This window comes from Streptomyces sp. GESEQ-4 (assembly GCF_017948455.1).
In the GTDB taxonomy this organism is placed as follows: domain Bacteria; phylum Actinomycetota; class Actinomycetes; order Streptomycetales; family Streptomycetaceae; genus Streptomyces.
This window is the reverse complement of sequence record NZ_JAFFSU010000003.1, coordinates 257,853-271,061: the sequence shown is the minus strand read 5'-3', so window position 1 is coordinate 271,061 and position 13,209 is coordinate 257,853. Positions and strand designations below refer to the sequence as shown.

Below are 13,209 nucleotides of genomic sequence, written 5' to 3'. Positions count from 1 at the left end.
CGGCGGCGGACGCGCTCAGTGTGACTCCTGCCGCCGAGGCTCACCGCTGGAGACAAAGGCGTCCCTCGGGTGCTGGACCGAGGCGAGAGAGACGATGTCACGGCTGTAGAGGGCGGCGGTCGCCCACACGGCGAACACCCTCGCTTTGCGCTCCCAGCTCGGCACGGCCAGGACGTGGTAGCCGCGGTGCATCAGCCAGGCCGGGAAACCCTTGATGACCAGGCGTCGGTACTGGAAGATGCCACGGCCCAGGCCGAGCGTGGCCACCACCCCGAGGCTGTGGTGCACGTAGTTCTTGGTCGGCCGGCCGCGCAGGGACGCCAGGATGTTCTTCGCGAGGCGCTTGCCCCGACGCACCGCGTGCTGGGCGTTGGGCACCGTGCGGGCGTCCGGTCGGCCTACGGCGAGATCGGGCACCGAGGCGTCGTCACCGGCCGCCCAGACGTCCGGCACGACCTCGGTCTCCGTACCCACCCGGAGATCCGCGCGCACCCTCAACAGGCCGCGCTCGTCGACCGGGAGGTCGGTGTGATTGTGCACGATCGGGTTGGAGGCGTTGCCCGCCGTCCACACGAGCAGACCCGAGTCGTACTCCGTTCCGTCCGACAGCACGACGCGTCCGTTCTCGGCGGAGAGGAGCTGAGTGTTCAGATGGACGCGCGCACCCCGCTTCTCCAGGGAGCGCACCACCCACTCACCGGGCCGGTCGGTGACCTCGGGCAGTATGCGGCCCCGCGCCTCGACCAGGTGGAAGGCGAGTTCATCCACCTTGATCTCCGGATAGTGCTTGAGCAGCGCGGACGCCAGGCCCAGCAGTTCACCGAAGCCCTCCACCCCGGAGAAGCCGCCACCGACGACGGTGACGGTGAGCAGCCTGCGCCGTTCCGGCCCGTCCGGCAGCGTCGCCGCACGGTCGAACGACGTGAGCAGCCGGTCGCGGATCGCCACGGCCTCCTCGACGTGCTTGAGTCCGTACGCCTGCTCGCGCAGCCCCGGGATCGGGAAGGTGCGGGTGACGGCTCCCGCCGTCACCACCAGCGTGTCGTAGTGCAGGTCGAACTCCGGCCCGGACTGCGGCCGGATCGTCACGGTGTGCGCGGCGTTGCGGATCTCCGTCACCGAGCCCGCGATCAGACGGGTCCGGTGCAGATGCCGCCGGAGCGACACCGCGGCATGACGCGCCTCCACCGACCCCGCGACCACCTCGGGCAGGAACGGCTGATACGTCATGTAGGGACGCGGGTCGACCACGGTGACCCGTGCCTCACCGCGTCGCAGCTTCTTCTCAAGACCCCACGCGGTGTAGAAACCCGCGTAGCCGCCGCCCACGATCAAGATCTCACGCACGGTGTCCTCTGTTTCTCCTCGGCTTCGACTCTTAGACCGGTCGTCGCCGCCCCGTGTGACAGAAGCCTCAGGCGCCGGAGTGCGCGCTCCAGTGCTTCTCCAGGATCTCGGCGACCTCCGCGGGCCGCTGGAGCAGCGGCCAGTGATTGCAGTCCATCTCGATCACTTCGGAAGCGCGCAGGGAGTCACCGAGCCTGCGCCCGAACTCGATCTGGCAGGCGGGGTCCTGCGCTCCCCAGAAGACCGTGCACGGCGCGGTCACGTCGGCCAGCGCCGGCTCCCACTCCGCGCCCATGGTGACCGCCGAGCGGTACAGCTTGAGGACCGCGTCCTTCATCGTGTCGTCCACCCGGCTCGCCATCTCCCTGGCCAGCGGGAGCGGCACGTCGAAGCCGACCGACACCTCCTCCGCGAACGGCTCCGCGCGCAGTTCGGACATGTAGCGGTCGCCCTCGACCTGGTCCTGCCAGATCTTGGCCAGCGGGTGCCAGACGTACTCCGCGCTGATCGGCCCGTTGCCTCCTGCCCAGGTACGGACGAGGTCGGGGCGCAGGGAGGCCACGCGGAGGGTGAGTATGCATCCCCAGTCGTGACCGACCAGGTCCACCGGCTCGCCGATCCGCTCCAGTCGCCCGATGAGCCAGTCCGCGTACTCCTCCTTGGTGGAACCGAAACCGGCCGGTCGTTCGGTCCCGAAGCCGGGCAGGTTCCAGGCTTCCACGTCGGACCTGGTCAGGTGTCGGCGCACACCATCCCATACGTGCTGGGTGTCAGGAACGCCGTGGACGAGAATCGCGGGCATGGGTGAACCCCTTCATGAGTGGATGCCGTCTCGTGCATGAAATGACATCTCATGTTGTCACACTGTTATTGCCTCGCTGTGTCCCAGTATCCTGTGGCTGCACTCGACGGTGACCCACTGTCACATGATCCGTGCTTGGACAGTCTGAACTGCAGGAGGGCGCTGCGATCCGACTGCGACGGTTGAGTGGCGTGCCGGGTGAGAGGAAGGACGCCTCATGGGCCAGACCGGTGACACGGCACCGATCGCGGAGCTGCTGGACGAGCGACAGCACCTGCTCAACGTGGCCCGCTGGATGCTGGGGAACGGGCGAGCGGCCGAGGACGCCGTCACCGAAACCTACAGACGGTGGTACACGCTGACGGACAAGCAGCGCACAGGGATCACCGACCCGCGCATCTGGCTGACCAAGAGCACGGGCACCATCTGCCTGGCACGCCTGTCCGTGCCCGAGCGCCCGCTCCCGAACCCCGAGGGGAAGGGCCCGGACGCCGGCACGGAATTCGACCCGACCCTGACGGAGGAGATCAGCAACGTCCTGCTCAACGCCCTGGACGCCCTCTCCCCCACCGAACGGGCGGCGTTCGTCCTCAACGACGTCTTCGCGATGCCGCCTCAGACGGTCGCCGACATCGTGGGCCGGACACCACACGAATGCGCCGAACTCGCCGACCGTGCCCGCCGCAGCCTGCGCACCAGCCGCGCGCATCCCACGACACCCCGAGAACACGACAAGATCGTTCGCGCCGTGCGGCAAGCCTGCGTCACGACCGACACCACGCACTTGGGGTCCCTACTGTCTCCCCACGTGACCGCGTTCTTCGACGGCGGCGGCAAAATCCGTGCCCTGACCAGGCCGGTTCACGGCGACCGGTACGTCGCCCGCACCCTCCTCACTCTCCTTGCCCCCCGCCCCCACACCGCCCTGCATCTCAATTCCGCCAACGGCCGCACCGCGATCGTCGTCCGCCACAACGACCAGGTCGCCGCCGTCATCAGCTTCGACATCGCCGACCATCACGTCACCCACGTCTGGGCCGTCCTGAACCCTGACAAGCTGCGCAGTTGGAACCGCCCGCACCTTCCTTCCGGCGGTTCCGACGCACACGGACCACGGGACGTCTGAAGGGTGTGCTTCGGCCGTTGCGTCCTGCGTGTGTCAGTGGCAACAATGGGTGAGGGTTGAGGATGAGAGGAAGACATGGTTCCGGCATCTCGTACGGCACACAACATCGAGGTCACGGCTGAGAGCCTCCAGGAGGATCTCAGCCGTCTGGAACTGCAGAAGCAGGCGCTGGAGCGAGAACTCGCTGCGGTCGTCGCTCATCTCGACACCGTTCAACGGGCGCTGGGAGCCCTTGAGGTCATGCTGGCGGCCGCACCGCAAGCTGGGGCACCCGCGGACACGCTCCCGACCGCCTCCCCTGCCTCCCCCACCACCTCGGCCGACATCGCTCGCACGGAACGCGGGACCGGGCGCGAGAAGGAACCGGCGCGGCGGGCAGCCCGGCCGAAGGGCGCCCCGGAGCGGACGTACGGCAGGCTGACCGAACAGATCCTGGACTACTTCGCGAAGGTCGGCGACACCGATGTGCGCGCCCGCGACGTGGCGGTGGCGTTGAGCCGTGCCACCGACAGTGGCAGTATCAACGCCATTCGCAGCACACTCGATCGGCTCGTCGGCGCCTCTCGTATCCGGCGCACCGGTCGCGGTCTCTATCGCGCATTGTGACCCTGTTCCCGAACAGCTCTTCCGTCGGCACACGACGGGTGGCCCCGGACGCCGGTCTCGGGGGGCGATCGACGTCCGGGGCACACCGCACCCGCTGGCTCTAGGTAGCGGGTGGCACTCCGGACGCCTTGCGTGGGACGCACAACCCGGCACCCGGAACACTGTGTTTATCTTACCGCACTTTTCACACGCTCTGACAACCACAGTGTTGTCCCAGGTCCCACGCCCGTCACGATGCTCCGTCGACAGGCCGTTGCCGTTCAGGGCCCCGCCGACGTCAGGGTGAGTTCGGCGAGGGCGGGCTTCAGCTCGGTCCGCCGCTTGATACCGAGCTTCGCGAAGACCTTGCGCAGGTGGTACTCGACAGTGTGAGCACTGATGAACAGGCGGGCGCCGATCTCCCGGTTCGTCAGTCCTTCGCGCGCCAGGCGGGCCACGTTGAGTTCCTGCTCGGTGAGCTGCGCCGCCGATCCCCGTTCGCGCACCCGCAGGGTTTCACCGCTCGCGCGCAACTCGTCCGCGGCGCGCTGGGCGAAGCCGTTCAGGCCACAGGCCGTCAGCATCTCGTGCGCGGCACGCAGTTGCTCGCGCGCGTCGACGTGCCGGCCCTGGCGGTTGAGCGCCTCGCCGTACAGCAGTCGGCAACGCCCCACCCAGATCGGGATCCGCTCGTGCTCGAAGCGCTTGATCGCGTCCCGGTACAGGTTCTCCGCCTCCTCACCCTCACGCAGCTGCGCCTCCGCCATCGCCAGCACGGCCAGCGCGTAGGAGGTGCCCACCGGCCGTGTGACGCCGGCCAACTGCCTGAGCGCCGTCTCGGCGAGCGCGTACTCACCGGTGTGCGTGGCCGCTTCCACCAGTTCGACCAGCGTGCGCATGGCGAGGTTCAGTTCATGGGTGTACGGCAGTTCTCGGCGGCTGCAGGCGACCGCCTCGGCGAAGCGGCCGAGGCCGTTGTAGAGGACCGCCTGGGAGAAGTTGGCCGCGCTCAGCGCGTATCCCTCGCCGCGCGCCTGTCCGTCGGCCCGGATGCGCTCCGCCCAGCGTTCCACGTCGTCAGCCTGTCCTCGGTACGACGCGAGGAGGAGCCGCCCGTACCGCGGGAGCGGATTGCCGGTGGCTTCCTTGATGGCGTCGATCTCGTCGCAGGAGGCTTCGGCCCTGTCCAGGTCGCCGTCGATCATCTGCACCAGCAGCAGCAGGCTCAGGGCGATCGGCAGCACGGTGACGACGCCTTCGGCACGGGCCAGCTCGACCTGCCGGTCGGCGAGGGCGCGAAGTCCAGCCGGGTCCCACAGGTCCTGGGCGGCGCGGGAGGCGAACCACATCCAGTGCAGTTCGAGGAAATCCGGTGCCTGTTCGAGGAAGGCGCGCTGGGCCCGTCGCAGGGTGGCGATCGCGGCTTCCTGCCCCTCGGCGGCGAGCAGCGCCTGGCCGCGCAGAATGAGGTCGCCCGCCCGGTCGGACTCCTCGGCGGCGGGCGTCGCCGCGAGGATCGCGTTCGCGACGGCGGTCACCTGTTCGGCGTCGCCGAGCCTGCCGCCGTAGGTCGCGGCTGCCAGCGCCTCGATATAGGTGTCGCGGGCGAGTACCGGGTCGAGCCCTTCGAGTCCCTGCGCCGCGGCGAGCAGGTGCTGCACCCCGCTGCGATCACGCCGTAGCGCGTATTCGGCCCGAGCGTGCAGCCGCGCGACGAGCGCCTCCTGCAACGTGGTGAGCGGGAGGGCGCGGGCGGACTCGAGCAGACGGAGGGCGGCGCCCGGCGTGCCCGCGTCGTGCTTGGCCTCGGCGGCCGCGATCAGCCGCTGTCCGCGGTGGAAAGGCGAGGGGGTGAGTTCCGCCGCCCTCTCCAGGAACGCGCCCGCCGCAGCCGGGCCGCCGCGTGTGCGCGCACGCGCCGCGGACCGCTCGAGATCGGCGGCGACCTCCTCGTCCGGGTACAGGGTGGCGATGGCCCGGTGCCAGGCCCGGCGGTCCGGGTCGTGCTCGGCGCTGGTGACGTCCGCCAGGGCGGCGTGGACGCGGCGCCGGTCCGCCGGTGACGCCGCCCGGTACGCGGCCGACCGCACCAGCGGATGACGGATGCCGACGCGGGTGCCGACGACGAGCGCCTCGGCGTCCTTGGCCGCGTCGAAAGCGTCCGGTCCCAGTCCCAGTACCGCGCTCGCCCGCCACAGCAGTCCGGGGTCACCGGTGGGCTCGGCGGCCGCCAGCAGCAGTAGGAGGCGTGCCGGTGCGGGCAGCGAGGCGAGCTGAACGACCAGACTCTGCTCGATGCGGTTCTCCAGCGGCAGGGTGCTGCTCAGGGTGAGGCCGCTGGCGATCTGGGCGGGGTTCAGGGCCCGGGGCAGCTCCCGCAGCGCGAGCGGGTTGCCGCGAGCCTCCGCGATGAGCTGGTCGCGGACCCGCTGGTCGAGACCGCCGGGCACCGCCAGGCGCAGGATTTCGCGCGCGTCCTCGTGGCCCAGCCCTTCCACGACCATGTGCGCCAGGCCCGCGAACACCTCGTCGGGCTGGCGCACGACGAGCACCAGGGCGATGCCTTCCGCGTCCAGCCGGCGGGCGGCGAACGCGAGGGCACGCGCCGAGGCGTGGTCGAGCCACTGTGCGTCGTCGACGACGCACAGCAGTCCGCGGTCCTCCGCGGCCTCGGTGAGCAGCCCCAGCAACGCCAGCCCGACGAGGAACGGGCTCGGCGCGGCGGTGCTGCGCAGCCCGAACGCCGCTTCGATGGCCTCCTGCTGCGGGGCCGGCAGCCGGGCGGCCGAACCCGTCATGTGCCCGCAGAGCTGCTGGAGGCCGGCGTAGGCGAGTTCCATCTCGGACTGCGAGGCCACGATGCGCTCGGTGCGGACGGTTGCCTCGGCCCTCGCGATGACTTGGTCCAGGAGCGCCGTCTTGCCGACACCGGCCTCGCCGCAGACGACCAGTGCCCCACTGTGGCCGACGCGGGCACGGCGCACCAGAGCTTCCAGTTCCGCCAGCTCGTCCCGTCGCCCCCGCAACGGCGCGATATCAGGCACAATGTCCGCCTTTGCCGCAAGTATCGCTCCGCCATGTCTTTGTCCATGCATATTATCCGAGTCGGCTGAACCCACTGGTCATTCGCCAAGACCGGCAAAAAGGCCCGGCGGCTCGTCACACCGTCGACTCGTCGCCGGGCAGGGTGGCATGAGTCATTCCCTGGATTCGAAGACCGGCGTCGCCGGCCCGGTCACTGTCATCAAGAGCTACACCGTGCCCGCGGACGAGGCCGACTACTTCGCCGAGGTGTACCAGGAGAACGCCCGGATCATGTCGACGCAGCCGGGCTTCCTCCGCTGCGAACTCGGCCAGGGCGGCGCCCAGTTCAGCGGTGATCTCCTGGGCCATGCGGTACAGGTCGACCTCGGGCTCTTCCAGTGCGAAGGGCCCGGGCGGTGTGGACACGGGCGGAGCCAGCAGGACCGCCCCTGCGGTCCCGAATCAGGGTTCTGACCGACAAGCTCCAAGAACCGGGTTTTAGCGTGCAGAACACCGTGCCGCTGAGAGACGTGGGGGACGGCAAGTTCGACGGTGTCCTTCTTCCGTTCAATGGGCGGCACGAACGGTGTCTCCGTGCTCGGCGCGGTACTGGCACGGCAGGTCCAGGATCAGATGACGCGCGGCCTCGCCGCAGCCGGCCTGCCCTGCACAGGTAGCGCTGTCGCCGACACTCGTCAGCAACCGGGTGTGGTGCGCGAGATCGTGCGCGTCGCCTACGGCGACGCGACAGCCCAGGTCTTCCTTCTCTCGGCAGCCGCAGCTGTCCTCGCGGTCGTCGCTGCCCTCCTGATGCGTCGGCCGACGATGCATCCGGCGTGCGGCAGCGAAACGAGGCATGAAGGGGGTGAAGGGCTGGTTGCCTGCGCACACCTACCTGACAGCCAAAGAACCCCAGGTCACAACCAAGATCTAGAGTCTCCGGCCAACACTGGGCGGTTCAGCGCCTAGTTCCACCGCCGGTCTCTCACCCATACCTGGAGGTGGGACGCGACTACTTCGGAAATTCCGTCATGCCGTTGGCCGAGTACCGAGCGCTTGAAGAGGCGTTGCGCCGCGCTCGTCCGGAAGGTGATGGCCACCCGCCCCGACGACTGGTGGGGCATCGCCGATCTGGACGAGTTCCACGTCCACAACCGGCCGCCGACCGAGGTCGTCGCATACTGCGAGCGCCACGGGTACGACTACGTCGAGGGCTCCCTCCTCGATCACGTCACGGCCGACGGCCGTCTCGCCGGCCCGGTCGTCGCACCGGTTCCCCGAGGACCGGGCTGCGTGGTCGTGATACGCGTCGACCCGGACGGCGTCCACCGGGAGCGCAGAGAGTTTCGCCGGCATGGCACGGCGGACGGCCCAGGTCAGCGACGACCTGCTCTCCCGGTACCAAGGTCGGACGATCCTTGCCGTCAGCCACGTCACGCCGATCAAGGTGTGACACAGGCTCGGAGCCTCTGTTTGCCATGGAGCTGGCCCCGGTGTGCTTCTCAGGCGTCTCTACACCGGAGCGAGGGCGTCCAAGCGCGTTTCGGACGACACATCACATCTGCGCTGAAAGGACTGTTCCGGGAAGTCGGTGCCCTGGCGGGCCGCAGTCTCTCGTCGCGCTCCGCCGATATTTGCGGGGTGCCGTGCGAAGGTCTCCGACCGGGGATGTTCCGGATTCGAGGGCTTCGCCCACCGGGGTGGCCGGGCAGAGGTTTGCCCATGATCTGTTGACGCGGAAACATGACCATGTCAGGCTCATGGGAGCGCTTCCGGGCCGGAGATGGCGGGGAGCAGCATGTTCTGCGTCCGTATCGAGGTCGGCGTACTGACGTATCGCCGCCCTGGTGTTGTCTACGGGGAATTGAGCGCTGTGATGGCCGTACCAGAACATCCCGATCACCTCCTTACCGTGGGTTTCCGTACACACCGGGCACGGACCCGGTCTCCCCTGACGCCGGTTGTCACCCGAGCGATGCCACGCCTCAGAGGCGCGTCCGCCCGTTGTCCCTGACCGTCACCCTGACGCGTCGGCACCGGACCGGCCGATGGCGCAGTTCGCCTCGGGGCCGGGTATGCCCGTGCCATCGGCGCACGGCTGCTCCTGCCGTCTCGCACTCACCTGCACCTCCACCCGGTGACCGCCGTGACGGACCGGACGCGGTGCGGCTGCCGCCTGCCCGGCATGAGTTCACTCACGCACGAGATGTACGCGACACCGTTCCGTGAGAAGGGAACCAGTGATGACCCAGGTCACGCACACGGCGAAAAGCGCCCGGGACCGGCCTTCGTCAGCCATCCGCACCACGGTGACGATGCCGGTCGCGCGTGCGGACGAACCGGAGGCCACTGCCACCGTCATGCGGCCGTGAGGGCGGCCCACGAGGAGGGGCGGGCCCGGGTGGGCCGGACATCGGGCGCCCCCGTCAGGGCGTTCGGCGACGAGCCCGGCCTCTCCGGCCTTCTCCTCTCCCACCGGATCGGCGAGGAAGGAGGCCGCCCGTCTCCACGACAGCATCGCCGTCCTCTCCACCGTCGCCGCCTCCGGCTGACCGAAGCGGGCCAGGGCCCGACCGCCCCGTCCTCTCCGGCTCACCGGTTTGAGAGTCCCCGTAAATCCGTAGGAGCCGCTGGAAAGGGTCGGTCAACTTGCCTGACTTACCTGTCATTCGCTGTGCGGTCATCGGTGTCGGCCGCAGGACCCTGGACGACTACGTACCCGCCCTCGTCGGCCTGTCGTCGCGCATCGAGCTGGTCGCGGCATGCGATGTGGACCCGGCAGCGGAAGCGCGTCTGATCCTGGCACTCGCCAGGAACGGACACGTCCCCCGTCCGCGGTTCTTCCCCGATCACGCATCCCTGCTGGACGCCGTGGACCCCGGCCTCGTCATCGTCGCCACGCCACACCACACCCACCACGACATCGCTCTGGAGCTGTGCCGCCGCGGCATCCCCGTGCTGAAGGAGAAACCCTTCGCGCTGTCGCCGGCGGAGGCCCACGACATCGCCGCGGCCGTCCGGGAACACGACGGCCACCTGAGGCTCTGTGTCCAGCGGCGCCATCACCCGCTGTACCTGCGGGCGAAGGACGCGCTGGGGCGGATCGGTGCCATCAGGCACTTCGACGCCACCTACCAGCTCAGTACCGATGCCTACCAGGCGGGCTGGCGGGCCGAGACGAGAACCTCCGGCGGCGGGGCCATCATCGACATGGGCTACCACATTATCGATCTGCTCCACTGGTTCTTCGGAATGCCGTCACTCGTCTACGCGAGTGCGGCGCCCAAGCTGAATCCGGACGCCGCCTACGACGTCGAAGAAACCACACTGTCGACACTGACCTATCCGAACGGTGTCACCGGAGTGCTCCGCCTGTCGCTCTGTGAGTCCGAGAAGAGCGAGTTGATACGCGTCTACGGTTCCGGCGGGCACATCGAGCTCACCCGGGACCGTCTCGAGCGGTTCGATCGCTCGAACCGTCCGGTCGAGCGGGTGGCCGGCGAACGTTCCTGGGATTCGGCGTCCGGCGTGCTGGTGAACACGCTGGACCATCTCGCCGACCCGGACGTCACCGAACGCGAGGTGCAGGACGGTGTACGCGTCACCGCCACCATCGAGTCGCTCTACCGCTCCATTTCCCGACAGACCTCTGTACGACCGCTGCACGAGGAGACCCAGGATGCCCGTTTCGGATCTGGCCATCGACGGGGGACAGCCGGTACTGAGCCGACCGACGGCGTATCCATGGCCGAAGCGGCGATCGGAGTGGTCTGAGCGCGTTCTGAAGCAGTTGGAGAGCGGCAGGCTGTCGCTGTACGACCGCTCCGGTGTGGTGGCGGAGTTCGAGGACGCCTGGTCGGCCGCTCATGACCTTCCGTACAGTCTGGTGACCAACTCCGGTACCGCCGCGCTGCATTCGGCGTTCTACGGCATCGGTCTCGGCCCCGGCGACGAGGTTCTCTGCCCGTCGTACACCTTCTTCGCCACCTCCGCGCCGTTGTTCCAGCTGGGCGCGCTGCCGGTGCTGGCCGACTGCCGGCCCGACGGCTCGTTCGACCCAGAGGCTGCGGCGGGGCTGGTGACCGAGCGCACGAAAGCGGTCGTCATCACGCACATGTGGGGTCTGCCGTGTGACATGGACGCCATTGTGGCCTTCGCCGAGGAGCACGGGCTGGCGCTGGTCGAGGACTGCTCCCACGCGCACGGCGCGACCTACCGCGGGCGCCCGGTGGGCACCTTCGGCGCGGCCGCGGCCTGGAGTCTGCAGACCCAGAAGCTCGTCGCCGCCGGCGAGGGCGGCGTACTGGCCACCCGCAGCCGGGCGGTGTACGACCGGGCGCAGCTGCTGGGGCACTTCAACAAACGGGCGATGCAGGAGATGGACCCCCAGGGGCCGCTCTATCCGTACTCCGTGACCGGTCTGGGCCTGAAGTACCGGGCGCATCCGCTGGGCGTCGCCTTCGCCGTGGGCCAGATCGCCGAACTGCCGTCCTGGATCAAGGGAAAGCAGGCGTTCGCGGAGGAGATCGCGGGGCTTTTCACGCGGATCGAGGGGGTCACGCCGCTGACGCTGTCGACGCCGGAGCGGACCTCGGCCCACTACGCGCTGCTCTTCGACGTCGATCCGGACCGGGTTCCGGGCGGCCGCGACCGGCTGGTGGCGGCGTGCAACGCCGAGGGGCTGGACGACGTCGACATCCCGAAGGCGACGTCGCCGCTGCACACGCTGCATCTGTTCCGGCATCCGATGTCGCCGGTGACCACGTACGACCGGGCCTGTGTGCGGACGGAGTTCCCGGTGGCCGAGCGCCTCGCGGCACGCACCTTCAAGATCTCGGTTCCCTGTGCGCCGGCGGGCTTCGAGGAGGAGGACGAGCGGTATCTGGCCGCCGTACGGGCCGTCGCCGGCAAGGTCGCCGCCCATCTGGCGTCCGGAGCGCGCAAGGAGTCCGGATGAGTCCCGTCCCGCCGACCGGTGGCCTCGGCGACACCGGGGCATCCGCCCGGGTCATCGGGTCGACCACCCGCAAACGCGCCGGAGCGGTCCTGGACTCCGGGGAGATCGAGGGCATCGTCACGGACTATGTCCACGGCCGGATCCCGGATTACCAGATGGCGGCCTGGCTCGCGACGGTCGCCTGCCGCGGGCTGTCCACGGCGGAACTGGTGGCCCTGACGCGGGCCCACACCATCGGCGGCGGCCGACTGGACCTGAGCCGGGTGGACGGCCCGGTCGTGGACAAGCACAGTACGGGCGGCGTGGGAGACACCACCACGCTGATCGTGGTGCCGGTGGTCGCGGCGTGCGGGGTCCCGGTGGCGAAGATGACCGGCCGGGCCCTCGGCTTCACCGGGGGCACGCTCGACAAACTGGAGTCGATCAAGGGGCTTCGGACCACGATCCCGATCGAGGAGATCGTGCCGATGCTCACCTCCGTCGGCATGGTCCTCACCGGCCAGAGTGCCGATCTGACACCGGGCGACGGCGCCACGTACGCGCTGCGCGATGTCACCGGCACCGTGGAGAGCATTCCGCTGATAGCGGCCAGCATTATCAGCAAGAAGTCCGCCGTGGGGGCCGACGGGCTGGTCCTCGACGTCAAGACGGGCGCCGGAGCGCTGATCCGGGAACAGGACCGTGCGACCGAGCTGGTCCGAACGATGCTCGGCCTGGCCGCCGAGTTCGGACTGAACGCGCGGGCCGTGCTCAGCGACATGAGCCAGCCGCTCGGGCCTGCGGTGGGCAACGCGCTGGAGATCCGCCAGGCTCTGGCCGTACTCCGCGGGGAGCGCGTCCCCGGACTGTGGGACCTGTGCGCGGCGGTCTGCCGGCTGATGCTGCAGAGCGTCGACGCCGCGCTCACCGACAAGCAGGCCATGGCCAGGATCGACCGGGTCCTCGACGAGGGGACGGCGTACGAGACGTTCGTTCGGTGGGCGGTCGCGCAGGGGGCGGACGCCGCCGCGCTGGAGGCGGAGCGGCTGCCGTCCGCCGGGCGGCGGCTGACGGTCACGGCGCCCGAATCCGGCTGGGTCACCGCGATCGAGCCCCGGTCCGTGGGCAACGCGAGCCTGCTGCTCGGAGCGGGGCGGCTGACGTACGACGCGCCCCTGGACCACGGCGCCGGTGTGCTGCTGCGACGCCGGGTCGGGGACCGCGTCGACCAGGGCGATGTCCTGGCGGAGCTGTGCTACGACGGCGGTGACATCGCCGCCGCCCGGTCACTGGTGGAGTCGGCGTTCCGGCTCGGTGACACGGCGGTCGACGCGCCGGCGACCGTACAGCGGGTCTTCGAGCCGGGAGCGGCCTGAGATGTGCGGAGGT

The 13,209-nt window shown here is 69.5% G+C and carries 13 protein-coding genes; 7 read left to right on the top strand and 6 right to left on the bottom strand.

All coding sequences use genetic code 11. The features are described from left to right. Positions 1-15 precede the first annotated feature (15 nt). On the bottom strand, positions 16-1,347 hold the full coding sequence (locus tag KCH48_RS09430; RefSeq protein ID WP_210571980.1) for an NAD(P)/FAD-dependent oxidoreductase: 1,332 nt from the start codon (positions 1,345-1,347) through the stop codon (positions 16-18). 67 nt (positions 1,348-1,414) lie between these two features. Then, positions 1,415-2,149 (bottom strand): alpha/beta fold hydrolase, encoded by a 735-nt coding sequence (locus KCH48_RS09425; protein WP_210571976.1) that lies wholly within the window; start codon positions 2,147-2,149, stop codon positions 1,415-1,417. Between the two features lie 217 nt (positions 2,150-2,366). Between KCH48_RS09425 and KCH48_RS09420 the strand changes: the two genes are divergently transcribed. Beyond that, positions 2,367-3,275, top strand: coding sequence for a sigma factor (locus KCH48_RS09420; RefSeq protein ID WP_210571975.1), 909 nt, complete (start codon positions 2,367-2,369; stop codon positions 3,273-3,275). Positions 3,276-3,350: 75 nt separating this feature from the next. Next, the gene (locus KCH48_RS09415) at positions 3,351-3,881 is read left to right on the top strand and encodes a hypothetical protein (RefSeq protein WP_210571974.1); all 531 of its coding nucleotides are present in this window, start codon (positions 3,351-3,353) and stop codon (positions 3,879-3,881) included. A 260-nt stretch (positions 3,882-4,141) separates the two neighbouring features. Here KCH48_RS09415 and KCH48_RS09410 read toward each other — a convergent pair whose 3' ends face one another. Next, entirely contained in the window at positions 4,142-6,904 is a 2,763-nt protein-coding gene (locus KCH48_RS09410; protein WP_307840846.1) for an AAA family ATPase, read from the bottom strand. A gap of 148 nt (positions 6,905-7,052) precedes the next feature. On the opposite strand from KCH48_RS09410, the gene KCH48_RS09405 reads away from it, so the two are divergent. After that, positions 7,053-7,358 (top strand): antibiotic biosynthesis monooxygenase family protein, encoded by a 306-nt coding sequence (locus KCH48_RS09405; protein WP_210571972.1) that lies wholly within the window; start codon positions 7,053-7,055, stop codon positions 7,356-7,358. Positions 7,359-7,451: 93 nt separating this feature from the next. On the opposite strand, the gene KCH48_RS09400 is transcribed toward KCH48_RS09405, so the two are convergent. Both KCH48_RS09400 and KCH48_RS09395 read right to left on the bottom strand, forming a co-directional pair. Next, the gene (locus KCH48_RS09400) at positions 7,452-7,742 is read right to left on the bottom strand and encodes a hypothetical protein (RefSeq protein ID WP_210571970.1); all 291 of its coding nucleotides are present in this window, start codon (positions 7,740-7,742) and stop codon (positions 7,452-7,454) included. A 171-nt stretch (positions 7,743-7,913) separates the two neighbouring features. Next, positions 7,914-8,240, bottom strand: coding sequence for a hypothetical protein (locus KCH48_RS09395; RefSeq protein ID WP_210571967.1), 327 nt, complete (start codon positions 8,238-8,240; stop codon positions 7,914-7,916). Between KCH48_RS09395 and KCH48_RS09390 the strand changes: the two genes are divergently transcribed. After that, positions 8,239-8,337 (top strand): hypothetical protein, encoded by a 99-nt coding sequence (locus tag KCH48_RS09390; RefSeq protein WP_210571965.1) that lies wholly within the window; start codon positions 8,239-8,241, stop codon positions 8,335-8,337. The two genes, KCH48_RS09395 and KCH48_RS09390, sit on opposite strands and share 2 nt — an antisense overlap. Before the next feature lie 738 nt (positions 8,338-9,075). Here the strand turns inward: KCH48_RS09390 and KCH48_RS09385 are convergent. After that, positions 9,076-9,480 (bottom strand): hypothetical protein, encoded by a 405-nt coding sequence (locus tag KCH48_RS09385; protein ID WP_210571963.1) that lies wholly within the window; start codon positions 9,478-9,480, stop codon positions 9,076-9,078. Positions 9,481-9,533: 53 nt separating this feature from the next. Between KCH48_RS09385 and KCH48_RS09380 the strand changes: the two genes are divergently transcribed. Genes KCH48_RS09380 through KCH48_RS09370 form a run of 3 tightly spaced genes read left to right on the top strand, consistent with a single transcriptional unit; the run spans position 9,534 to position 13,196 of the window. Next, on the top strand, positions 9,534-10,658 hold the full coding sequence (locus KCH48_RS09380; protein WP_210571961.1) for a Gfo/Idh/MocA family protein: 1,125 nt from the start codon (positions 9,534-9,536) through the stop codon (positions 10,656-10,658). Beyond that, complete coding sequence (locus tag KCH48_RS09375; protein ID WP_210571958.1) at positions 10,564-11,841, top strand: DegT/DnrJ/EryC1/StrS aminotransferase family protein; 1,278 nt, start codon at positions 10,564-10,566, stop codon at positions 11,839-11,841. Before KCH48_RS09380 ends, KCH48_RS09375 begins: the two co-directional genes overlap by 95 nt. Then, positions 11,838-13,196 carry a thymidine phosphorylase gene (locus KCH48_RS09370; RefSeq protein WP_210571956.1) on the top strand — a complete coding sequence of 453 codons (1,359 nt, stop codon included), beginning with the start codon at positions 11,838-11,840 and terminating at the stop codon, positions 13,194-13,196. The genes KCH48_RS09375 and KCH48_RS09370 overlap by 4 nt, the downstream gene beginning before the upstream one ends. Positions 13,197-13,209 lie beyond the last annotated feature (13 nt).

Bases quoted from the DNA above. Each gene is read 5' to 3' on its own strand.
- KCH48_RS09400 (WP_210571970.1), bottom strand. From the start codon at position 7,742: ATGCCTCGTTTCGCTGCCGCACGCCGGATGCATCGTCGGCCGACGCAT.
- KCH48_RS09415 (WP_210571974.1), top strand. From the start codon at position 3,351: ATGGTTCCGGCATCTCGTACGGCACACAACATCGAGGTCACGGCTGAG.
- KCH48_RS09425 (WP_210571976.1), bottom strand. From the start codon at position 2,149: ATGCCCGCGATTCTCGTCCACGGCGTTCCTGACACCCAGCACGTATGG.
- KCH48_RS09370 (WP_210571956.1), top strand. From the start codon at position 11,838: ATGAGTCCCGTCCCGCCGACCGGTGGCCTCGGCGACACCGGGGCATCC.
- KCH48_RS09390 (WP_210571965.1), top strand. From the start codon at position 8,239: ATGGCACGGCGGACGGCCCAGGTCAGCGACGACCTGCTCTCCCGGTAC.
- KCH48_RS09420 (WP_210571975.1), top strand. From the start codon at position 2,367: ATGGGCCAGACCGGTGACACGGCACCGATCGCGGAGCTGCTGGACGAG.
- KCH48_RS09395 (WP_210571967.1), bottom strand. From the start codon at position 8,240: ATGCCGGCGAAACTCTCTGCGCTCCCGGTGGACGCCGTCCGGGTCGAC.
- KCH48_RS09405 (WP_210571972.1), top strand. From the start codon at position 7,053: ATGAGTCATTCCCTGGATTCGAAGACCGGCGTCGCCGGCCCGGTCACT.
- KCH48_RS09375 (WP_210571958.1), top strand. From the start codon at position 10,564: ATGCCCGTTTCGGATCTGGCCATCGACGGGGGACAGCCGGTACTGAGC.